Source organism: Candidatus Rokuibacteriota bacterium (assembly GCA_016188005.1).
In the GTDB taxonomy this organism is placed as follows: domain Bacteria; phylum Methylomirabilota; class Methylomirabilia; order Rokubacteriales; family CSP1-6; genus UBA12499.
Map to the genome: position 1 here is coordinate 1 of JACPIQ010000121.1, position 23,058 is coordinate 23,058.

General features: G+C 71.1%; 18 protein-coding genes. All 18 read left to right on the forward strand.

Annotated elements, in window-relative coordinates; all coding sequences use genetic code 11:
* Nucleotides 1-90 precede the first annotated feature (90 nt).
* Nucleotides 91-561, forward strand: coding sequence for a ribosomal protein S18-alanine N-acetyltransferase (gene rimI, locus HYV93_23405; protein ID MBI2528916.1), 471 nt, complete (start codon nt 91-93; stop codon nt 559-561).
* Between the two features lie 136 nt (nt 562-697).
* The gene (locus HYV93_23410) at nt 698-1,348 is read left to right on the forward strand and encodes a YceI family protein (protein MBI2528917.1); all 651 of its coding nucleotides are present in this window, start codon (nt 698-700) and stop codon (nt 1,346-1,348) included.
* Between the two features lie 135 nt (nt 1,349-1,483).
* Complete coding sequence (gene meaB, locus HYV93_23415; protein ID MBI2528918.1) at nt 1,484-2,446, forward strand: methylmalonyl Co-A mutase-associated GTPase MeaB; 963 nt, start codon at nt 1,484-1,486, stop codon at nt 2,444-2,446.
* A gap of 127 nt (nt 2,447-2,573) precedes the next feature.
* Nucleotides 2,574-4,598, forward strand: coding sequence for a (Fe-S)-binding protein (locus HYV93_23420; protein MBI2528919.1), 2,025 nt, complete (start codon nt 2,574-2,576; stop codon nt 4,596-4,598).
* 35 nt (nt 4,599-4,633) lie between these two features.
* Nucleotides 4,634-4,942 (forward strand): DUF1232 domain-containing protein, encoded by a 309-nt coding sequence (locus HYV93_23425; GenBank protein MBI2528920.1) that lies wholly within the window; start codon nt 4,634-4,636, stop codon nt 4,940-4,942.
* Between the two features lie 20 nt (nt 4,943-4,962).
* A complete protein-coding gene (locus HYV93_23430; protein ID MBI2528921.1) occupies nt 4,963-6,738 on the forward strand; it encodes a glutaconate CoA-transferase in 1,776 nt (591 codons plus the stop codon).
* Nucleotides 6,739-6,877: 139 nt separating this feature from the next.
* Nucleotides 6,878-8,284, forward strand: coding sequence for an OB-fold domain-containing protein (locus HYV93_23435; GenBank protein MBI2528922.1), 1,407 nt, complete (start codon nt 6,878-6,880; stop codon nt 8,282-8,284).
* 399 nt (nt 8,285-8,683) lie between these two features.
* Nucleotides 8,684-9,838: a TIGR02584 family CRISPR-associated protein gene (locus HYV93_23440; GenBank protein MBI2528923.1), complete on the forward strand. Its 1,155-nt coding sequence runs from the start codon at nt 8,684-8,686 to the stop codon at nt 9,836-9,838.
* Between the two features lie 237 nt (nt 9,839-10,075).
* Complete coding sequence (gene cas6 / locus HYV93_23445; GenBank protein ID MBI2528924.1) at nt 10,076-10,993, forward strand: CRISPR system precrRNA processing endoribonuclease RAMP protein Cas6; 918 nt, start codon at nt 10,076-10,078, stop codon at nt 10,991-10,993.
* Between the two features lie 17 nt (nt 10,994-11,010).
* Complete coding sequence (gene cmr1, locus HYV93_23450; protein ID MBI2528925.1) at nt 11,011-12,147, forward strand: type III-B CRISPR module RAMP protein Cmr1; 1,137 nt, start codon at nt 11,011-11,013, stop codon at nt 12,145-12,147.
* Between the two features lie 14 nt (nt 12,148-12,161).
* The gene (gene cas10, locus HYV93_23455) at nt 12,162-14,948 is read left to right on the forward strand and encodes a type III-B CRISPR-associated protein Cas10/Cmr2 (protein MBI2528926.1); all 2,787 of its coding nucleotides are present in this window, start codon (nt 12,162-12,164) and stop codon (nt 14,946-14,948) included.
* Complete coding sequence (locus HYV93_23460) at nt 14,945-16,105, forward strand: hypothetical protein (protein MBI2528927.1); 1,161 nt, start codon at nt 14,945-14,947, stop codon at nt 16,103-16,105. The genes cas10 and HYV93_23460 overlap by 4 nt, the downstream gene beginning before the upstream one ends.
* Nucleotides 16,106-16,112: 7 nt before the next feature.
* A complete protein-coding gene (gene cmr4, locus HYV93_23465) occupies nt 16,113-17,045 on the forward strand; it encodes a type III-B CRISPR module RAMP protein Cmr4 (protein MBI2528928.1) in 933 nt (310 codons plus the stop codon).
* A complete protein-coding gene (cmr5, locus tag HYV93_23470; protein MBI2528929.1) occupies nt 17,042-17,407 on the forward strand; it encodes a type III-B CRISPR module-associated protein Cmr5 in 366 nt (121 codons plus the stop codon). The genes cmr4 and cmr5 overlap by 4 nt, the downstream gene beginning before the upstream one ends.
* A gap of 137 nt (nt 17,408-17,544) precedes the next feature.
* Nucleotides 17,545-18,723, forward strand: a complete 1,179-nt coding sequence (gene cmr6, locus HYV93_23475) for a type III-B CRISPR module RAMP protein Cmr6 (GenBank protein MBI2528930.1) — start codon at nt 17,545-17,547, stop codon at nt 18,721-18,723.
* Nucleotides 18,716-20,002, forward strand: coding sequence for a TIGR02710 family CRISPR-associated protein (locus HYV93_23480; protein ID MBI2528931.1), 1,287 nt, complete (start codon nt 18,716-18,718; stop codon nt 20,000-20,002). The genes cmr6 and HYV93_23480 overlap by 8 nt, the downstream gene beginning before the upstream one ends.
* Before the next feature lie 119 nt (nt 20,003-20,121).
* Complete coding sequence (locus HYV93_23485; protein ID MBI2528932.1) at nt 20,122-22,008, forward strand: hypothetical protein; 1,887 nt, start codon at nt 20,122-20,124, stop codon at nt 22,006-22,008.
* Entirely contained in the window at nt 22,005-23,057 is a 1,053-nt protein-coding gene (cas1, locus tag HYV93_23490; protein MBI2528933.1) for a CRISPR-associated endonuclease Cas1, read from the forward strand. The genes HYV93_23485 and cas1 overlap by 4 nt, the downstream gene beginning before the upstream one ends.
* The last annotated feature ends 1 nt before the right edge of the window (nt 23,058 follow it).

Below are 23,058 nucleotides of genomic sequence, written 5' to 3' on the forward strand. Positions count from 1 at the left end.
GGGAGGTAAGGCGAGCGTGAGCGAGCCAGGGCGAGCCGTAGCCGGAGGCGAGGCGACGTGGCCGAGACCCTGACCCGGCCCCCGCTGTCCATGGCGCCCATGACGCCCGAGGATCTCGACGAGGTCTTGCCCATCGAGCGCGCCTCCTTCAAGACCCCGTGGTCTCGGGCCGCCTTCAGCTACGAGATCACCCAGAACCGCGTCGCCCGCTGCATCGTCGCCCGGGCGGACTCTCGGCTCGTGGGGCATGTGTGCCTCTGGGAGATCGGCCACGAGATCCACATCACCAACCTGGCCGTCCACCCCGAGTGCAGGCACAGGGGCATAGGCCGGGTCCTCCTGGAGACCGCCCTCGCCGAGGGGCGCGCCCGCGGCGTGCTCCTCGCCGTCCTCGAGGTCCGCCCCACCAACATGGAGGCCATCGGCCTCTACCAGAGTCTTGGCTTCCGCGTGATAGGCCAGCGAAAGGGCTACTATTTCGACACTGGCGAGGACGCCCTGGTCATGGAAGCCGACTGGCGGGCGTCACAGGGGGAGTCTCCGGCCTCGGACGGCAGATAGGGGAACGACCCGCGGAGCCCTCACCGCTGAAGTCTCTGGCTGCGCCGTCGGGCTCCCGTACCTCGTCGAATCTCGGCCGGGGGCTCCCGCCTCTGAAGGGCCGGCTGCCGGACACACCCCACACACGGAGGATGGAATGAAGAAGCGTCCCATGCTGCTGACTCTGCTCGTGGTGGCCGTCGCCGCCTCGACCGCGCTCCCAGCCTCGGCGGCCGAGATCGCGTTCAAGCTCCTCCCCACCTACTCCCGGGCGACGTACAAGTCGGACGCCCCGCTGGAGACCATCGTCGGGACCACAGCCGGACCCGGGGTCACGGGTTCCCTCGCCCTGGACCCCGCCCGGCCCCAGGGCGCGAAGGGCACGGTGAAGGTGGATCTGACCACGCTCAACTCCGGTGTGCCGAAGCGGGACGAGGATGCGCGGAGCCCGCAGTATCTCGACACGGCCAACGAGGCGAACCGCCACGCGGTTTTCGAGCTGAAGAGCGTGGACATCACGGGCCCGCTCGATCCGGGCAAGGAGATGCCGGCCAAGGTCCGGGGTATCCTCACCATCAAGGGCAAGCCGGTTGAGACCGAGGCCAAGGCCCGTGTCACCTACATCAAGCTGACCCCCGAACAGGTGGAGGGCCAGAAGCGCTTCGGCTTCACCACCGACAACGTGAAGGTGAGGGCGACCTTCACCACCAGCTTCACGAATCACGGCATGCAGATCCCGCAGCTCCTCTTCCTCAAGGTGTCCAACGAGATCCAGCTGGAGACGGACCTGACCTTCGTCCGGCAGTGACGGGCAGGCGGGAGGCCGCCGCCGCCGGCTCCCCGCCTCCCCGCCGGCTGTTCTTGTCGTCCGGGGCCGTGTGCCTTAGAATGCCTGGGTGCGACCCGACCCCGCGTCCGCCCCGCTGCAGTCTCTCTGAGAGCCATGGATCTCGTCACGCGCATGCTCGACGGCGATCGGCTGGCGCTCGCGCGCCTCATCACGCGGGTCGAGAACCGGTCGGACGAGGTCCCCGCCGTCATGCGGAACATCCATCCCCGCCTGGGTCGTGCCTACGTGCTCGGCATCACCGGTCCTCCGGGGGCGGGGAAGTCCACGCTCGTGGACCGGCTGACGGCCGGGCTTCGCCGCGCGGGCGCGGCCGTCGGCATCATCGCCGTGGACCCCTCGAGCCCCTTCACCGGGGGCGCCGTGCTCGGCGACCGGATCCGCATGCAGACCCACACGCTGGACTCCGACGTCTTCATCCGCAGCATGGCCACCCGCGGCAGCCTGGGCGGGCTCGCCCGCGCCACTGGCAACGTGGTCAAGCTCATGGATGCCTTCGGGTTCCCGTGGATCATCATCGAGACCGTCGGAGTGGGGCAGACTGAGCTGGACATCATCAAGCAGGCCGACACCACGGTGGTGACGCTGGTGCCGGAGTCGGGCGACGCCGTGCAGACCATGAAGGCCGGGCTCATGGAGGTGGCCGACATCTTCGCGGTGAACAAGGCCGACCGGGACGGGGCGCATCAGCTCATGGCCGACCTGCGCTTCACCGTGCACCTGCACTACACGAGTACGGTCTCGCCCAAGGACATCGACTGGGAGATCCCGGTGCTCGCCACCCAGGCGGTCAACGACACGGGCGTCCCGGAGCTCTTGGCCCAGATCGAGCGCCACCGGGTCGCCCTGGAGGCCGGCGGGGCCCTGGAGAAGCGCCGCCAGGCGCGGCGGCGGGCGGAGCTGGAGGCACTGCTGGTAGAGGAGCTCAGCGCGCAGGTGATGGAGCGGGTGCACGCCGACGAGGATCTCTCGCGCATCCTCGAGGCGGTGACCGGCGGCGCGCTCGATCCGTACTCCGGGGTGGGCGAGATCCTCGCCTGGACCCTCCGCCGCCCTTGACAGGGCGCTCCACCCGCTTCACTCTACGCTTACCGGAGGCTCGAACTACGCTTACCGGAGGCTCGAAGGGGACGAACCGCCGAGCCGAGTGAACGTATAACAGCACCAACGAAAAGAGTCGCGCCGAATGTCCCCCCCTCATCAGTGGTACGGGCTCATCCCGGGCTGGCTCCCCTTCTACGCGCTCATCCTCGTGGCCCTCGTCCTCTTCGGGCGGCGGGTGAACTACCTCGTCCGCGTCATGCTCACGGGCAAGCCGGCGGCGCGCTGGGACGACGTCCCGTCGCGGCTCCGTGCGGTGCTCGTGTTCGTGCTGGGCCAGTTCCGGCTGATCCGGGGAGACTTCTGGCCCGGGCTCATGCACGCCACGATCTTCTGGGGCTTCTGCACCCTGACCCTCGGCACCCTCGAGTTCTTCGGCCGCGGCGTCACCGAGTCCTTCGCGCTGCCCTTCCTCTCCGACACGCCCGGCTTCCTCGTCCTCGAGGATCTCTTCACGGTGGCCGTCGTGGTCGCGGTGGGCTACATGGCGTTCCGCCGGCTGGTGACCAGACCCAAGCGCCTCACGCTCTCCCCCGAGGGGCTGCTGATCCTGGGGCTCATCTTCGGCCTCATGGTCACCGATCTCCTCGCCGATGGCGCCCGCATCGCGCTCGCGCCGGCCGCCACCGATCGCTGGGGCTTCGCCGGCAGCGCCGTCGCCTCCGGGCTCGGCGGGCTGCCGGGGGGCGCTCTCCAGGGGGTCTTCCACGTCTCCTGGTGGCTCCACGCAGTGATCCTGCTGGGCTTCCTCGTGTGGCTGCCGTACTCCAAGCACACCCATGTCATGTCCGCCCCGTTCAACGTCTTCTTCGCCCCGCTGGGCCCCAGGGGGCGCTCCTCGACGCCGGACCTCGAGAACGCCGAGAGCTTCGGGGTCGGCCAGGTCACCGAGTTCACCTGGAAGGATCTCTTCGACCTCTACAACTGCACCGAGTGCGGGCGTTGCACCTCCCGCTGCCCCGCCAACATGAGCGGCAAGGAGCTGGACCCGAAGATGCTGATCCTGAACCTTCAGGAGCATCTCCTCGAGCGCGGCCCCGGGCTCCTGGCCCCCGCCCCGGCCGGGCAGGGGCATGCCGAGGGAGCGCCCATGGTGGGCGGAGTGATCGCCGACCGCGTCCTTTGGGCCTGCACCACGTGTCGCTGGTGCGTGGACGCCTGCCCGGTGTTCATCGAGCACGTGCCGAAGATCGTCGACATGCGCCGCTGGCTCGTGCTCACCGAGTCGCGCTTCCCGGCGGAGCTCGCGCCCACCTTCCGCAACCTGGAGAACAACGGCAGCCCCTTCCAGGTGGCGTGGCAGACGCGGGCCGACTGGGCGGCGGACCTGGGCGTCAAGCTCATGAGCGACGTGAGCGAGGCGGAGTACCTCTACTGGGTCGGCTGTTACGGATCCTTCGATGAGCGCAACCGGAAGGTCGCGCGCGCCTTCGTCCGGCTGCTGCAGGCCGCCGGCGTGGACTTCGCCATCCTGGGGAACGAGGAGAAGTGCAGCGGGGAGCCCGCCCGGCGCCTCGGCCACGAGTACCTGTTCCAGACGCTGGCCCAGGGGAACGTGGAGACGCTCAAGCAGTACAGGTTCCAGAAGATCGTCACCGCGTGCCCCCACTGCTTCAACACCCTGCGCCACGAGTACCCGGACTTCGACGGCCGCTTCCAGGTGATCCACCACTCGGAGCTGCTGGACGAGCTCATCGCCGCGGGGCGGCTCCGCGTCTCGCGCGAGCGGCGCGAGCGGATCACCTATCACGACGCCTGCAACCTGGGCCGCTACAACGACGTCTACGAGGCGCCGCGGCGGGTGCTCGGCTCCGTGGCGCGCACCGAGCTGGCCGAGATGGCGCTGTCCCGCTCGAGTGGCTTCTGCTGCGGCGGGGGCGGCGGGCGCGCCTGGATGGAGGAGAACGAGGGGCGGCGCGTCAACCAGCTGCGCGTGGAGCAGGCGATGGAGGTCAGACCGGACATCCTGGCCTCGGCCTGCCCCTTCTGCCTCACCATGTTCGAGGACGGGGTGAAGGCGAAGGAGGTCGGCGACAGGATCAAGACCCGGGACATCGCCGAGCTGCTCGCCGAGAACCTGACGCCGCAGGCGAGCGGACGGCCCGCGTGAAGGACCTTCTCCTGCTCCTGCCCCGGCTGGCGCGCATGATCGCCTCGCTCCTGACCGATCGCGAGGTGCCGACGGCGGCGAAGGTGGTGCTGGCCGCGGTGGCCCTCTATCTCGCCAGCCCGGTGGACCTGATCCCCGATTTCATCCCGCTCGTGGGCTACCTGGACGACGTCCTCCTCGTGGCAGTGGTCGTGGACGGGCTCCTGAACTACCTCGACCGGCGGTTGCTCATCAAGTACTGGCCCGGCGGGGTCGCCTCACTGGACGCCACCGCCGCCGTGGCGCGGCGGCTGGCGCGCTGGGTGCCCCGCCGCGTCAAGGCGCGGGTCTTCACGGGGCGCTGAGCGTTCGCGAGAGGTTGCCCATGGACGCCTCCTATCACGACCTGATCCGCCGCCGACTCGAGCTCCCGTACGAGGAAGGGCCCGACAAGACCTGCGCGCTCGAGGAGGCGGTGCGGCGTCACGTCAAGGCGGGCGACGCGTTGTACCTGGGCGCCGCCCACGGGCGGGCCAACCCGCTCGTGCGCGAGGTGGCGCGCCAGTGGTGGGGGAAGACGCCGGGCTTCACCCTCGCCACGGTGGGCATCAGCTCGCCCTGGACGGCGCTGATCCACGGCGGTCTCGTCACCCGGGCCATCACCACCTTCATGGGCGAAGGGTATCCCTTCCCGACGCCCCAGGCGCTGATCTCGCGGGCCGTGCTCGACGGCCGGCTCGAGGTCCAGAACTGGTCCATGCTGACCTTCCCGCTGCGTCTCCTGGCCGGGGCCATGGGGCTGCCGTTCCTGCCGACGCGCTCGCTTCTGGGCTCGTCCATGGAAGAGGAGAACGCGCGCGCCGGGGATTTCATCGCGACAGACGACCCCTTCGGGGGCGAGGGGCGCGTGGGCTACGTGAAGGCGCTGGTCCCCGACGTGGCGCTCATCCACGCCTGGGCCGCGGACCGGGCGGGCAACGTCATCATCGCGCCGCCCACGAACGAGAGCCTCTACGGCGCCATGGCCGCCCGCCGCGGGGCCGTGGTCACCGTCGAGAAGATTGTCTCGACGGAGTTCATCCGCCGCCACGCGAGCCTGGTGAGGCTTCCCTCCCAGTACGTCCGGGCCGTGGTGGAGACACCCCACGGCGCGCATCCGGGAGGCATGTGGGGGATGAACGTGCCCGAGTTCGAAGGCTATGCCGAGGACCTCGACTGGATCCTCGACTGCCGCCGGGCCTTCAGGAAGCCTGACTCGGCGGCCGCCTGGATCCGCGAGTGGATCCTGGAGCTGCCGACGCATCAGGCCTATCTGGCCAAGGTCGGCTACCCGAAGCTCATGGAGGCCAAGGGGCGGGCGCATGCCGATGCCTGGGCGCCAGAACTCGAGTCGCTGTCGGCGGCGCTGCCGTCGGGGCCGGCGGGGACCGGGACCGAGTGGATGGTCGTGGCCGCCTCCCGACTGCTCGCCGAGAAGGTGCGCGCGAGGGGCTACAAGACCTTCCTCGCCGGCGTCGGCAACTCCAACCTGGCGGCCTGGCTCGCGGCCTACGAGCTCAAGCGGAGCGGCGTGGACGTGGAGCTGATGGCCGAGACGGGGATGGTCGGGTACCTGCCGCGCCCCGCCGAGCCCTACGTCTTCTCCTTCCGCAACTTCCCGTCGTCGAAGATGCTCACGGACATCCTGCACGTCATGGGGATCTTCATGGGCGGGCGGCACAACCAGTGCATCGGCGCCCTCGCCGCGGGGCAGGTCGACAAGCTCGGCAACATCAACTCCACGATCATCCCCGGCGTCACCTATATCACGGGCTCGGGCGGAGCCAACGACATCACCTCCTCGGCGCGTGAGGTGGTCGTCTGCCTCGAGCAGCGTCCCACGCGCTTCGTGGACAAGGTGCCGTACATCACCGCTCCCGGCCGCGCGGTGCGCACCGTCGTGTCCGACCTCGGCGTCTACGAGAAGGACCGGGAACACGACGAGCTCCGGCTCACGGGGATCTACGGCGAGGGAGACGGGACGGAAGCTGTCAGCCGGGCGCGCGCCGGCTGCGGGTGGGATCTCGAGGTTGCGCCCCGGCTTCGCCGCTTCGCGGCGCCGACAGGTGATGAGCTGGGACTGATCCGGCTCTTCGACCCGCGCCGCTACTTCCTCGGGTAAAGGGTCAGGTCTTGCAATCCGACACGCAGCCCCGGCGCAGCCGCTGCTGCGCTCCCGGGGGTACACGATGCCCAGTGCCTGACCTCCATCACAGTCTCCGATCGCGCGCATACGGTGTCGTAATGCAAGACCTGACCCCGTGATCGGCATCGTCTCGGCGGGAGCCTATGTCCCGCGTTACCGGCTCGGCGGCAAGACGCTCCAGGCCGTGTGGGGCAGCGGCGGCGGCGGCGAGCGCGCCGTCGCCGGCTACGACGAGGACAGCCTGACCATGGCGGTGGAAGCCTCCCTGGAGGCGCTGGCCGGCCGCGAGGCCTCAGGCGTGGGCGCCTGCCTGCTGGCCTCGACGACGGCGCCCTATGTCGAGAAGTCGAGCGCCACGCTCCTGGCCACCGCCACGGACCTCGGCGCCGAGGTGCTCACGGCCGACCTCGGCGGCTCTCTCCGCTGCGGCACCACGGCGCTCAGGCTGGCGCTGGACATGGTGCGCGCGGGCTCGGTGCCGCAGGCGCTCGTGGCCGCCTCCGACATGCGCCCGGTGGCTCCGGGCTCCCCCGAGGAGGTGCTGCTGGGCGACGGCGCCGCCGCGTTCCTGGTTGGGAGCGATGAGGTGATCGCCAGCTTCGAGGGCGCCTTCAGCGCCTGCCGGGAGTTCACCGACGTCTGGCGCGCTGCCGGCGATCGCTACCTGAACATCCTGCCCGACATGACCTTCGTCAAGGGCCATGGCCTGGACAGGCATATCTCCGAGGCCGTGGACGGGCTGCTGGCGAGGACGGGGCGCAAGCGGGAGGACATCGCGAAAGCCGTCGTCTACGGCCCGGACGCGCGCACCCAGGCGGCGCTGCTCAAGCAGCTCAGCTTCGCGGAGGCTGCCGCGCCCCGGGAGGCGGTGATGAGCCGGGCGGGGAACACCGGCTCCGCCGCCGTCCCGCTGGGGCTGGCGGCGGTCCTGGAGGAGTGCAAGCCGGGCGATCAGGTGCTCGTCGTCTCCTACGGCAACGGCGCCGAGGCCCTCCTCTTCCAGTGTACGGATGCCCTCGCCGGGCGCCAGCCCCGGCGGCCGGTCGCGGCCCAGCTGGCTGCCGGCAGGCCGCTCACCCAGTACGGCAAGTTCCTCAGCTTCAAGCGCCACGTCGAGACCGAGGTGATCCGCGCCTTCACGAGTATCCCGGCGCTGGTGCGCGAGGAGAAGCAGGACATGCGGCTCTACGGCCAGAGGTGCCAGGACTGCGGCGCCGTGTCGTACCCGCGCCGCCACCTCTGCTGGCAATGCTCCTCGACCAGGTTCGCGGACCACAAGCTCTCGCGCCGTGGGAAGGTCTTCACCTTCACCAAGGACCACCTCGTCCCGAACCCCGATCCGCCGACGATCATGGTCTCGGCGGATCTCGACGGCGGCGGACGCTTCTACACCCAGCTCACCGACTGCGATCCGGCCGCGGTCGCCTTCGAGATGCCCGTGGAGCTCTGCTTCCGGCGCGTCCACGAAGGCGAGGGGATCATGAACTACTTCTGGAAGTTCCGGCCGGTGCTGGCTCCCTGACACCGATCGCCGCCCTCGTGGCGGCGGCGCGGGACCACGGCGAGATCCTCGGCGTCCTCCCGGAGGCCCACGGTACCGCCTGGGCCGGCGCGGCGATCGTGCCCGTCGCGAACGGCGGGAAGTCCACGCCAGGCCGGGACGTCCCACCACGCCCGGATGCCCATGCCCGAATGCTGGTACGTTCGGGGTCCCGGCCACTGACAGGAAAACCCCGACCAGGGTGTGACCCTCGCTGTCACGGTTGAAGGCGATACAGGAGCATTCGCGGTTTCCGGGTGCCACCCGCGCCAGTGAACTGGGAACCTCGACGTGGCGGCTCGCCCGGGCCTTGTCACGGGGGCCGCAACGCGGTACACAATGGTTCCGATGCCCGATCCGCGCCGGGGCCGGAGGAGGGCGGTGGCCATCTGCCTGGTGGGGCTTTCGCCTGCCGTCGTCACCGAGACGCTGTACGCGCTGGCGGTCGCGCAACGCCCGCGCATCGTGCCGGACCAGCTCCACGTTGTCACGACCCGCACCGGACTCGCGGCGGTCGCGGCCACCCTGCTCGGAGCAGATGGCGCGCTCAACCGGCTCCGCCAGGAGTACCGGCTCCCGGCGGGCGCCTTCCGGTGTCCCGCCGAGAACCTCCACGTGCTCGCCGACGGGCGGGGAGATCCGCTGGACGACATCGTCACGAGCGAGGACAGCGAGGCCGTCGGCGAGCAGATCAGCCGGCTGGTGCAGGGCCTCGCGTCCGACCCTGACACCACGCTGCACTGCTCGCTCGCCGGCGGGCGCAAGACGATGGGCGCGCTGCTCGCCACGGCGCTGCAGCTTCATGGGCGCCCGGGCGACCGCCTCTACCATGTGCTGGTCTCTCCGCCGTTCGACCGCGTGCCCGACTTCTTCTTTCCGACGCGGCGCCCCTGCCGGCTGACCGGACCCGGGGGCCCTGTCGACGCCAGCCATGCGCACGTGTCGCTCGCCGCGGTGCCGATCGTCCGGCTGGGAAGCGCGGTGCGCGAGCTTGGCCTGATCGGTTCCGCGCTGGTGCAGGTGGCGGCCGAGGTGGAGGCAGATGCGGCGGGACGCCTGCGCCTCGACCCGCTGCGGCTCGACCTCCGACACCGGTCCGTCGAGGTCGGTGGACGTCGCATCTCGCTTCCGCCCCAGCAGATGGCACTGTATCTGCGGTATGCCGACCTCCGGCGCCAGTGCCGCGCCGGGCGCTGCGCCAGGGGAGACCGCTGCGCGCGCTGCCAGCCGACAGACGACGAGGTTTACGATCGCCGCGATCAACTGCTGGCGCTCTACCGCGAGATCCGCGGCGGAACCGGGATCGGCGTCGCACCGGCGAGCAGCGGGTCGCCCCCGGAGAGCCTCGAGGACTTCCGGCCGTGGCTCCAGCAGACGCGCAGCCGGGTCAATACATGCATTAGGAGGGTGCTCGGCGCCGGCCCGCGCGGCGCGCGCTACACCGTCACCGAGGTGCCAGCGCAGCCGGGCGCACCGCGCCGGCGCGGCCTCGCACTGCCGCCCGGCCTCGTCCGCGTGGCGGGGCGGCAAGGTTGACGACATGCCACGCCAAGCTTGTTTTCCGTCGCGGAGCGCGCACGGGCGCTACGCTGCCCTCGTCGTGGCAGGGGGCCGGCTGGCACGGTCCCGGGCCGCGACGGGCCGGAGGCTGCGGGCCGTGCGGGCCGACCGATCCTTCGCCGCGGCGCCCGCGGGACCGTCGTTCCTCGACGCCTCCGCCGTGGCACTCGCCACCGCAATCCCGGCCCTTACTGAACGATGAACTGGACATCCATGCCGCTTGACGATTACCTGGACGGCCTCGTGATCCGGCGGCGCACGCTCCGGCTGCGGGCGGTGACGCCGGTGGAGATCCCAGCGTTCTCCGGGGCCCTGTGGCACGCGGTGCTGGGGCCAGCTCTCAAGAAGGTCGCCTGCCCCGCGCCGCGGGGGACGTGTGGGGCGTGCCAGCGGAGGCCGGGATGCCCCTATCCGATCGTCATGGAGGCGGCGCCGGGCGATGGCGGGCCGGCGCCGATGGCCGGGCTGGCGCGTATCCCCGGCCCCCTGGTCTTGGATGCGGGGCCGTGGCGAACCCGGCGCTTCGAGCCGGGTGAGGAGTTCACGGCGGCCTTCGCGCTGGCCGGCCACGACGGAGCACTGATCGAGGCGGTCACCCGTGCGCTGGCGGTCGCAGCCGAGGAGGGCCTGGGGCGGTCCCGAGGGCGTGCGCGCTGCGAGGGGTACACGCACGAGGAGTGGCCATGTCCGCCAGGCGCGCGCGGGGAAGGCGCGACGGTGATCCTGAGGCTCTTGACGCCGCTCCGCCTGGTGCGCCGCGGCGCAGTGCTGACGACGTTTGATCTCGTCGCGCTCACCCGGGACCTCTCGCTGCGCGTGGCCGCGCTCGGCCACTACCACGGAGGGTTGCCCTGGCCTGCGCCGTGGCCCGAGGTGGCAGCAGAGGCGGCGGCCGCGCGGGCGCAGCCGATGCGCCTCCGGTGGATCGACGCGAGCCGCTTCTCGGCCCGCCAGAGGCGCCGAATCACGCTCGGCGGACTCGTCGGTGAGGTCGCGCTCGATGGCGTCGGCCCGACGCTCAGACGGCTCCTGGAGGCGGGCACGGTGCTGCACGGGGGCAAGGGAGCGTCGATGGGGTTCGGACAGCTTGCGCTGGCGCCAATGGCGCGCGCGGAGCGGAAGGGGACGTGACGATGAGCACCTGCTCGATGGACCTCACACTGGAGCTGCTGTCGCCATGCTTTCTGGGGGGCGCCCACCAGGACCCGGAGTTCCGCATCGCCAGCCTCCGGGGCGTGTGGCGGTACTGGTACCGCGCGCTCTACGGGCACGGGAACGAGACGGCGCCGGCGGACACCGAGATCCGCATCTTCGGCAGCACGAAGCGCCGCGGCTCCGCCCGAATCGTGCCCCGCCACCCGGTCGGGTCGCTCGAAACGACAACGTGGTCGAAGCGGGGCGGTAGGGACCAGCGGGGGGCGGACTACCTGCTCTTCTCGATGCACACGCGGGCGAAAGGCGAGGATCGGCAGCGGGCTTACCTCACGCCTGGGCAGACGGTGAACCTTCGGCTCATCCTCGGGGAAGAGGATACCGAGGCCGAGCGCGCGCTCAGGAGCCTGGGGGCTGCCTGCTCGTTCTCGGGGCTGGGCGCCCGCGCTCGGCGTCTCGCGGGGGCCGTCTCGCTGCGCACAGACGCAGGGGGTGTAGTGCGCAAGGCGCCGTGGATTGCCGACGTCCCCGCGAAGGACACCGAGGAGTTGGCCCAGCGGGTCCGCGGGTTGCTCGGCCCGGCGCTTGCGCGGGCGTGCCAACGACCGCAGTACCACGTCGTCGCACAGGGTTGGTTCTCGGCGGGCGTCGTAACGCGGACCTTCCCTGGCTGGGAGATGGCGCTCGACGATGTCGGCTCTGCGTACCGCCTTTTCCGGCAGTTCGACCCCCCGGGAAGTCAGCGAAGGCGGCGCCCGGATTACGACGTCGTCAAGAGCGTCGTGGCGAGGCAGCCGCCGCCACCCGGGCAGACGGTCACACGGGCTGCCTTCGGCTTACCCATCGAGTTCCGGTTCAATTCACTGTCAGGTAGCCCCAAGGAGCGGGTGACGCTGCCTTCGAGAGAAGGTGAGAAGCCGGGAGAGACGCGCAGGGGTTCCCCGCTGTTCCTCACGCTAGACAAACTCGCCAACGGGCGGTTGGCGCTGATCTGGTGTCTTTTCCGCTCTCCGCTGGCACCCGACGGCCGGATCAGAGTGGGACCGACAGATTACCCCGCGCCGGACCTTTCGCGGTCAATCATCGACGAGATGCTTGGGCAGCCGTTCTGGGCGTCCCACCGCATTGCGTGAGAAGGAAGGGCAATATGGACCGCGAGCTGGCAGAGAAGAAGATCGAAGCGCTGCTCCACGATCCTCCAGGCAAGGCGCCGACCCTTTGGTACCGGAGTCACGAGGCGTTCTCCGCGGGGCTCATCGAGCTGGTGCTCGGGCGGCCGCCACGCCACGAGGAGGTTGTCCGGAAGGCGGACCGGCTGGCGTCCGCCGTGGATCGCGTGGTGCTTCGGGACCCGGTCTCGTACCGCGTGGATTTCCTCCGCGAGCCGGTGATCGCGCACACCTTGTCGGGGACGCCCTACCGCCTCGCCAGCCTGACGAACGAGCGACCGGAACACTTCGAGGCCGAGCAGCGTGGGGTGCTGGAACGGCTGGTGCACGACGCGGGCGGCAAGGGCAGCGAGCCCGAGCGCTTCTACTGGTACGTGTGGCGCGGCCTCGAGCCGGCCCTCCGCGCGCGGGGTGAGGTCGGAAAGCTGTGGAGCTATCTTCCCGCCGACACGCGGGTACCGGACCACGGGATCTGGGACCACATGAGGGTGACAGCGGCATTCGCCGGGGCCCTGCCCGAACCGGCGCTCGTGCTTTTCTCCTTCGGGCCGGTGCAGCCGCTGATCGAGGCGGCGCGGCGGACGGGGGACCTGTGGGCGGGGAGCTTCCTGCTTTCCTGGCTCGCGTGGTCGGCGATGCGCGACCTGGTCACGGAACTTGGCGCCGACGCCGTGCTCTTCCCGGACCTCTTCGCCCAGCCGCTCGTCGATGGCTGGCTCCGCGAGCAGCGCGGATGGAACGGGATCCCTGGCCTCGCAGAGCGACGAGGCGGGAGCCCTGTGGCCTCGCTTCCCAATCGGTTCCTCGCGCTGGTGCCCAGCGCCTCCGCCGAGAGGCTGGCACGGGCGAGCGAGGCGGGGCTCCGCGCGGCTGCGGCGGAATTTGTCCGCGGCGGTGCCGGAGGATTGGCGGGTTCGGACCAAGCGCGGGCTGATGAGTGGGGGGAACGGGCGGTCCAGCAGGCCGCACGGACATTCGCGTGTCACTGGTTCGTCCAGCCGTGGGTCACCGACCCCGCAGATCTCAGGCGGCTGTCGCTGAACAGCGGGGGCACCTCCATGGCGCTCTTCTGGGAGACGATGGATGCGCTGGCCCAAGCCCAGCTTTACCGCCCGAACCTCGGCAGCCACTTCGCCGCGCAGAGCGCTCTTGTTGAGGTGGGCCACGCGGCCACAAAAGCGACGCGCCGATTCAGCCAAATCGATGAGCGAGGTAGTCGCTGCACGGTGTGCGGCGTCCAGGAGGCGCTCTGGACGCGCGATGCAGAGCGTCCGGCGGCCAGAGCCTCGGGCGTCCGGCGCGGCGAGCGGCTCTGCGGCCTCTGCGCGGCCCGGCGGCTCGCACCGAAGAGCGCGTGGGCTGAGCGTGAGGCTGGCCGGACCGTGATCTTTCCGTCGACACACAACCTGGCCGCGGGCCGCTTCTTCCGTGAGGTGCTGGACTGCCTCCGCGGTGAGGGCCGCGACGGGGGCAAAGCGCCCGAGCAGTCCATCGTGGACGCCGTCCGGTTGGTCGTCGATGCTGCCGGAGAGGGCGATCGGCAGGCCTACGCGACCCCGGCGCTGATGCGAGCCGCCAGGCAATGTGGCCGCCACGCCGATCTGGCCGAGGCTTTCGTCAAGCTTCCGGCCGAGCTGCTGGACCCGGCGACGCTCGATCCTCAGCAGGTGCGCGACGGTGCCCCGGAAGAGCTCGGATTCAACCCTGCGGCCGCGGCCCGCCTCCGGCAGGCGTTGACCGCCCTGCGAGAGGCGCGTCGAGCGGCCGGGATCCAGGCGCCACGCAAGTACTACGGGGTTCTCGTCATGGACGGCGACCGGATGGGCCAGTGGCTGGCCGGGGAGCGGGCGCCGGAGATCCGCGAGGTGCTGCACCCGGGAGCGCGACCGCTGGAGGCGGCCGTGCTGCTGAGCCGCCGGCGACCGCTGTCGATGGCCCATCAGATCGCGGTGAGCCGTGCGCTGAACCAGTTCTCGCTCGACATCGTGGGGCCCGTGATCGAGCAGGTGCACGGCGGGGTGGTCGTCTATGCGGGCGGCGACGATGCCCTGGCGATGCTACCTCTGGATTCGGTCCTTCCGTGCCTCCGGGACTTGCGGCGCCTGTACTCGGGGCTGCCGCTGGCGGGCGACAGCCTTGCTCGGGGAGACGGATGGGAGAGCGAGCGCGGCCATGTCCGGCGGGGAGATCGTCTGTGGCGCGTGATGGGGGAGCGGGCGACGTCCTCGACCGGAGTGGCGATCGCGCACGAGAAGTGGCCCTTGCGGCACGCGCTCCAGACCGCGCGCGAGATGGAGCGGCTCGCCAAGGACGGGCTCGGCCGGAACGCGGTGGCCATCGCCGTGCTGCGACGCTCGGGAGGGCACGAGCGCTTCGCCGCCCGTTGGGGCGAGGAGGACATGGTCAGGGACCCGGACCCGCTCGCCGTGCTGGAGGAAGTCGCGACTGTGATCGGGCGTGGCCTCGTGAGCCGGCGCTTCGCTTACGCGCTGCGCGAGGAGGCGCGCGTGCTGTGGAGTCTCGGGGAGGCGCTTGCCGAGAGGGCCTTCTGGCTCCTGCAGCGGCATCGCCGAAGGGATGCCGACGGCCTGGAGGACGGCAGGATGAAGAAGGCCGCTCTCGGCCTCCAGGACCTCGCTACATGGCTCACCGCTACGCCGCAGCGGGCTCCGTTCGAAGAGGCCGGACCGCCGGGACTTGACCGCTTCGTTGCGGGCGTCGGGCTGGCCGAGTTCATCGCGCGAGGCGGGGAGGCCGGGGAATGACAACAACGTTCATCGAGCCCTGCGACATCGTGTTCTTCAGGGACGACCTGCCCTTTGGCGACCAGGGCAGCCAGGTTGCGCGTTGCCAGTTTCCACCGCGACCGTCCGTCATTGCTGGCGCCCTCCGCACCCGGATGCTGGTGGACCAGCAGGTGGATTTCGACGCCTTCGCCGCCGGCGCGGTGTCGGAGTTGGTTGCGCGCGAGTTCGGTCGTGCACGGCGGGAAGGCGATGGGTCAACCCTCGACGGCGGGGCGTTCAGGCTGGTTGGCCTCTGGCTCGGGCAGATCGGTGGGGATCACCCTGGCGCGTGCTTCCGTGCCGGCCGAGACCTGGTCGCCGGCGGCAAGCAGGCGGTGGAGGGTACGCCAGCGCTGCTCGCGCCGTCGGCCCGAGGGGCGGGCGGAGGCGTGTCGTCGCTGCCGGCACTCGAACCGGTCGGTGTGCGGCTGGGCTCGACGCCGATCGATGGCTGGCTCCGCGGCCCCGACTACGCGCGGTACCTCGCCGGGACCGCGCCGCCCTCGCCAGAGCAGGTCGTCCGCTGGCGAGACGTGCTGGACTGGGACTACCGCGTGGGCATCGGCCTGGATGAGGGCGCGCGGACCGTCGACGAGGGGCGCCTGTTCAGCAGCCGCGGCGCCGTCCTGCGCCCGGGCTGGGGATTCGTCGCTCAGGTCGACGGGTGCTCCGCGGTGCCCACGTCAGGGCTGATGAGACTCGGCGGGGACGGCCGCATGGCGCGGCTCGCGCCCTGGCCTGTCGCGGAGCCCGACTGGTCGGGCGCCCGCGGCGCGGTCGTCGGCGAGAGGAGGTTCCGCTGGGTGCTGCAGACGCCCGCGATCTTCACGGGTGGCTGGCTGCCGGCACCCGTCCGTGAGGAGGCAGGCCGGCTCGTTTGGGAGCGCGACGGGTTCCGGGCGCGTCTCGTGAGCGCGTCCATCGGCGCGCCGGAACTCGCGGGCGGCTGGGACTTGGTGCGGCGAGGGCCAAAGCCCTTCCGCCTCATGGTCCTGGCGGGCAGCGTCTACTGGTTCGAGATCGAGCAGGGGAGCGGGGAGGACGCCTGGCGGCTGTTCCACGGCCAGAGCGTCTCAGACGAGCGCGCTAACGAGGGGTTCGGGATCATTCACGTGGGAGGGTGGGCGCATGTATGAGAGAGCGATGCTGATGTTCCTGTACGCGAACTCGCCGGTTCATTTCGGCGCCGGGGTGAGCCTCGGCGCGGTGGACCTCCCGGTGCAGCGCGAGCGGCACACGGGCTATCCCATGGCGCAGGGCTCGGGGCTCAAGGGCGCCATCCGTCACCATGTCGCCGGTCGGGCCACGGGCGACGAAAGGGAGGCCAGCCAGTGGGTGTTCGGGCCAGACGGCGAGGACCGCCAGGCGAGCGCACACGCCGGGGCGGTGGCCTTCGGCGACGGCCGTCTCCTGCTTTTCCCCGTGAGGAGTCTGGTCGGGACCTTTGCCTACTGCACGAGCGTGGTAGCGCTCGGTCGCCTTCGCCGCGACGCGGAGCTGCTCGGTGCAGGTATCGACTGGGCCGTGCCGTCAACGCCCCCCGATGGCACGGCCTGGGTGACAGGTCAGGACGCGCTGGCCTCGGGCAAGGTCGTGCTCGAGGACTTCGATCTCAAGGGTGAGGTGAGCGAGGACCTCCGGAAGGTGGCGGCCTGGATCGGAGCGTGCGCGCTGCCGGTGGCTCCGGCCTTCGAGCACTTCCGGAAGCGGATCGAGACGCACCTGGTCGTGCTCAACGACGACCTCTTTGCGCATCTCACTCGCCTGGCCACCGTCGTCGAGCCCCACGTCAAGATCGACGACGACACCGGCACGGCATCAGGGAGTGCGTTCTTCTATGCGGAGCACCTGCCGCCGGATTCTCTGATGTGGAGCCTGGTGGGTGTCGGGCGGCCGCACGTCCGAAGGAACGGCGATGACGGTGCCGACCTGGCACGGCTCGGTATCGCCGACGCCGGCGGGGTGGGCCGCTGGCTCAGGGAGCGGCTGGACGGGAAGCCCCTGCAGGTTGGCGCCGAGGCGACCACGGGCCGCGGGCTCGTCCACGTCCGGCTCGTCACGGAGGGGCAGCCATGAAGAGCCGGGAACTCGAGCGCGCGCAGCACATCCAGAGCTGCCTCGACGGGCTCAGCGGCGGCGATCTTCTGACGAAGTACACCGACCGGCTGAAGGGCGCGCCCGCCGAACTGATGGACAACGGCCTGCTGCAGACGCTCGCGTTCTTCCACTCGAAGAAGGAGGTCGAGTACGGAAGGATTGCTGGTGACATCGAGGGCTGGCTGGCGAAGTGCGGCCTCCTCGCTGCGCAGGATTCTCCCAGGGCGCTCGCGGCGCTCGACGCCGCCCCCTACCGACGCTGCAGCGAGGAGGCGATCGCGTGGCTCAACCTGGCCAAGCGCCTCGCGGCGGCTCGCGTGACCATGCGAGGCCCGTCGTGAGCCCGCCCTCGCCGGGCCGGGGCCGGCCGGGGCCACCCGGCGGTCAGGGGCGAGGCCCCGGCCGGGGTGGGGCGCCCCCGCCTGCCGGTGGCGAGCCCGCACTGCGCCGGGCGCTGCGGGATGGCGTCGAGAATCTGATGAAGGTCCCGCAGATCCGTCGCCAGATCTCACCCGGCTTCTACTTCCAGCGATGCCTCCAGATCTGGCAGCCCGACCTGCGCCAGATCGACAAGCAGCAGAAGGCGTCTGCCATGGCGCCGCTGGAAGGACGCAACGGGCAGGCCATCACAGGCGACGCGGCCCTGCATGCGGCGCTCCTCGCCCGCCAGGCGGCTGCCTTCGCGGGACTCCGCGATCGATTCCCCGGGATCGGGTGGCGGCTCCAGAGCCTGACGCCGTTCGTCACCGGGATTGGACAGCCGCATCCGCTCGAGAACGGGTTCGCGTTTCTCAAGCCGTACGGGCTGCCGTATCTCGCCGCATCCGGGGTGAAGGGGGCGGTCAGAGCAGCTTGCCTGAGCGTCTGGCGCGAACGGCACGGCAGCGACGCGGAAGCCGTCCGGCGGCTGTCAAAGCATTACTTCGGCAGCGAGGACAAGGAGATCGAACGCGGACGGGCGGTGGAGCACACCCGCGGGGCGCTCGTGTTCTTCGACCTGCTGCCAGAGCCGCCTGCGGCCGGGAAGAAGCCGCTCTTCCGGCTGGACGTGGTTAACCCCCATTACGCCAACTACTACGGCGGGCAGAAGGGGGACGTGCCGGCGGACTGGTACTCGCCGGTGCCCACCTACTTCCTGACCCTGCGAGACGATCTCGCCTGGACCCTTCGCGTGATCTACGCTCCGGTGCGGCCGCAGGACGCGCGCCCCGACTGGCTCGGCGAGGTGGGGCCCGGGATCGAGCGTGCGCTCACCGAGGGCGGGCTCGGAGCGAAGAAGACGTGGGGGTACGGGCTCTTCGCGCTTCGGCGCGAGGAGGAGATTCAGGGCGAGGCTGTCGGCGCCGGGCCCGACCGCGCGGCCGCGTTGCAGAGCAGACCCCCAGCGACGCCGCCGGTGGCCACACCGGCGCAGGAGAAGACCACCAGCGCCCGTGCCGCAGAGGACGTCATCCGCACGCTCAGGGCGAACGACGTCAGGTCACGGCTGTCAGCGATCGAGCAGTACGTCCGGGGGGCTTCGCCGGAGGAGCGGCCTGTTCTCCTCGACCTCCTGGATCGCCGGCTCCATGAGCTGGGGCTGAAGAACAGGGAGGTCGCGGAGATGCTCCAGCGAGTGCGCACGCGCATCAATCCGCCGGCGGACAGCAATGCCTGACCCGGAGCAGGCCACGACCGGGGCCGGGGCGGCACGGGCGCTGGTCGTCCCCGTCGGCGGCACACCGGGGGCGCCGCTGCGGGCCATCCAGGAGGTCGCGCCGCGGTGGGTCGCCTTCGTCGCGAGCCGTGACACCGTCACGAACATCGGCGAGATCGAGCGGCTGCTCGGGCGCCAGCTGTCCTGGAAGCGGGTGATCACGACGCCGGACCCCCAGGACCTGAACGCGACGTACCGGCAGATCGCGATGGAACTGCCGCGTGTCCTCGCGGAGTGGGGCGTCTCGTGGCCGCAGGTGACGGTGGACCTCACCGGGGGAACGAAGGTGATGACGGCGGCGCTGATGCTGGCCACGATCCACCGCGCGCAGCGCTACCTCTACGTCGGCGGGGAGGAGCGGGACCGCGGCGGCACGGGCGTTGTGGTCGCGGGCCGGGAACGACCGGTCCAGGCCATCAACCCGTGGGAGCAGTTGGCCACCGACAGTCTCAGGCAGTTCGCGTGGGCCTTCAACCGCCTCCAGTTCGCCGGTGCGATCGCGACTGCTCGGCAGGCCGCCGAGCGGGCGGGGATCGAGCGCCGGGCGTACCTGCGGGCTCTGGCCACGCTGGCCGAAGGCTTCGCCGCCTGGGACCGCTTCGACTACAAGCGCGCCCAGGGCCTGGTCGGGAGATGCGTCGCCGCCCTGGCCCAGGAGTGGGCGCACGCCGAGACCCACCGCCCGCTGATCGCCCAGCTCGAGCGGTGCAAGCGGGCGATCGATGACCTGCTTGCGACGGCTCGCCAGGAGGCCCCGTCTCGACTGCTGCTCCAGGATCTGCTGGCCAACGCCATCAGGCGCGGCGAGGTCGAGCAGCGCTATGACGATGCCGTGGCGCGCCTCTACCGCTTCGTGGAGGGCCTGGCGCAGCAGGCTCTCTGGGACGACTGCCACGTCTCCACTGGGGCCGTTCCCATGGAGGCGCTCCCCGAGATCGGAGAGTTCGGAGATCTCCGGCGACAGGCTGCGGCGGCCGGCAGGCGCACCGTGGCGATCCCGCTACAGCGCGCCTACGAGCTGCTGCAGGCGAATGGGCATGCCCTCGGCGCGGCGTTGTCCCGCGTCCAGCGAGACGGCCGGCTCGGCAAGTGCCTGGTCGCGAGGAACCGAAGCCTCCTGGCGCACGGCACGGAGCCGGTCGGCAAGGAGACGTTTGAGCGATTGCGCGACGAGTGCCTGGAACTGGGCGGCTGGAGCCGCGGGGGCCTGATCACGTTTCCAGCGCTGCCCGAGGACTGACCCTCCGGCGGGGCGAGTGATGACGCGCGCGCTAATCGACCGGCGTGGGGTGGAGGCCCAGCGGCTGGAGCCGTGCGGCGAGGGTGATCTCGTGGCCGCCGGGGCGGAGACGGGGACCGATGGCAGCTAACACCCGGTTCGTCGGAGGCACCGCCCACCACCTCCTCGCCAGCGTGGCCGAAGGCGCCCGGGCCGGGAGCGCCGAGGCGCTCGCGCGTGTGCGGGAGGCCGTGGCCGCGCGCCGCGCCGAGCGGGGCGGACACGACGAGTGGGCGCGCCTCTGCGAGGAGGCCGGGGAGTTCGGGCTGGCGCTGTCCGAGTACCAGCTGGCGATCCGCGACGACCCGGACGACGCGGATGCCCTCGGGCGCCTGGCCGCGCTCTACGAGGAGCGTGGCGAGCCGGAGCACGCGGTCGAGTGCGCCGAGCGGCGCTTCCGCCTGCGCCCCGAGGACATCGGGGCGCTGGGGGCGCTGATCGACCTGCTCATCGGCGCGGGGGCGTTGGAGCGGGCGGGTGAGGTCGTCGAGTCGGCCCGGGGGCGGATCGATCCGGTCCAGGTGGACGCCGTGGCCGGCCGGCTCCGGACGGCGCGCAGCGTCCTGGACGACGAGGAGGAGGGCGATGCCGAGGAGCCGGCGGCGCCCACGGATGCCGATGTGGTGCGCTTTGCCCACCTCTTCGCCGGCCGCGAGAACGTCTACGCTCGGCAGTGGTGGAACCAGGATGGGCGCGGCGGGTACACGCCGGTGCACGAGCCGTTCACCTTCCAGGTGGCGCGCAACCACCTCCTCGGCAACGTTACCGTCGGCACCTACCCGATCCGGCTCGACGGCACGGCCACCTTTTTCGCCGTGGATCTCGACATCACCAAGCGCGCCCTGGAGACGGCACGCTCGAGCGTGGCCGAAGCGCGGCGGCTCCGCGACCTGGTCGCACGCGAGGCCCGCCGGATGCTGGATGACCTCGCGGTGCTGGGCCTGCCCGCGGTGCTCGAGGACTCCGGCTACAAGGGGCGGCACCTGTGGGTGTTCCTGGAGGCCCCCGAGGACGCCGCGGTCCTGCGGCAGCTGGGCTCACTTCTCCTGGGAGCCTGCGGACCCACCTCGCCCGATCTCCACGCCGAGTTCTTCCCCAAGCAGGCCAGCACGGGCGCAGGCATCGGCAACCTGATCAAGCTGCCGCTGGGCATCCATCGCCGGACGGGTCGCTGGAGCCGGATCTTCCGGGCCGACGGCCTCGCCGAGCCCGCGCCGCACGCGGCGCTGCGCCAGCACCCGCGGGTGTCCCGAGAGGCGCTGCACGCGGCCATCGCCGCGCTGAAGCGCCGCGAGTCGGGACCGCGGCCGGCGGCGCCGGAGGCCGGGGAGGGCGCCGAGCAGGCGCCCGCATGGACGGCGGCGGACTTCGACACGCATCCCGAGGTGGGCCACCTGATGGGACACTGCCCGGTCCTGGTGGCCCTGCGAGACAAGGCTGAGAAGAATCGGCGCCTGACCCACGACGAGCAGGTCGTCCTGGCTCACACCGTGGGTCACAGCGGGGCGGGCGTCCTGGCCGTGAACTACCTGCTGGACCGCTGCGTGGACGTGGCCCCGACGGCGGCGCTCAGGACGCCCCTCTCGGGCAACCCGATGTCGTGCGCGAAGATCCGCAAGCGAATCCCGCACGTGAGCGGATCGGTGGCGTGCAACTGCCGCTTCGACTTCGCCCAAGACCACTACCCGACCCCGCGCCTGCACCTGCGAACGCTCGATCCGGCCGCGCTGGCGCAGCCCGCGCCCCGCGTCGAACCGGCGTGGGACCCGGCCGAGCGGGCGCGCCTCCTCGGCGGCCTGCGCCGACGCCAGGCTGAACTGGAGCGGGAAAGCAAGACGGTCGAGGGGGAGCTGCTCTGCCACCTCGAGCGCTCGGGGCTCGACATCCTCGAGCTCGATGAGGGAGTCTTCCGCGTGCGCCGCGATGGGATCGTGGCGGCGCTCGAGTGGGAGCCGAAGACGGCGTGAGCCGGCTGGCGCTGATGGAGCAGGGCGTGGCGCTGGGTGTGGACGGCGAGGTGCTGACCATCGAGCGCGGCGACCGCGTGATCGACCGGGTGCGCGTCGCGGAGATCGACCAGGTCCTGGCTTTCGGGGCGATCACCCTGCTGCCCGGCGCCGTCGCACTGCTGCTGCGGCGCGGCATCGACACCGTCTACCTGACGGCGCGCGGCCGCTACCGGGGGCGGCTGGTGGGCGGCTTCAACCGGAATGTCGAGCGGAGGCTCGCCCAGTTCGAGCGGCTCCGGAGTGGGCCCACCGCAGTGGATCTGGCGCGGAGGATCGTTGCCGGGAAGATCGCCAACCAGCGGGCGCTCCTCCTGCGCGCCCAGCGGGAGCACCAGCAGCCGGAACTGGCCCAGGTCGCCGGGCAGATGCGGCGGGCCATGGACAGCCTGCCCGCTGCGGATGACCTGGATCGGATCCGCGGCGCCGAGGGCCAGGCCTCGGCGGCCTACTTCGGCGCCTTCGGGCGGTGCCTCCGGAACCCGGCCTTCACGTTCAGCGTCCGGACTCGCCGGCCGCCGCGCGATCCCGTCAATGCGCTCCTGAGCTTCGGCTACGCCATGCTGACGACCGTGGTGGAGTCCGCAGTGCTGCGCGCCGGGCTCGACCCCATGCTAGGCTCGCTCCACGCCCCGGAGTTCGGGCGGCCGTCGCTGGTGCTGGACCTCATGGAAGAGTTCCGTCCCGTGCTGGTGGACGCCCTGGCGCTCCGGCTCGTGAACCGGCGCGCGGTGGCGCGCGAGGACTTCGAGGAGTTCGTCGAGGAGCCCGGCGACCCGCTCGGGGAAGCAGAGAGGGAGGAAGACGGCACTGCCCCCGCCGTCTGGCTCGGAGAGACGGGACGGCGTATCTTCTTCCGGGCGTGGGGCCGGCGCCTGCGCGAGACGCACTGGTACGAGTCCAGGCGCCAGACGCTGACCTTCGAGCAGATTGTGCGGCAGCAGGTCTATCATCTGGTGAGGGTGCTCATGGGCGAGGACACGGCGTACTATCCCTTCACGGTCAGGTAGG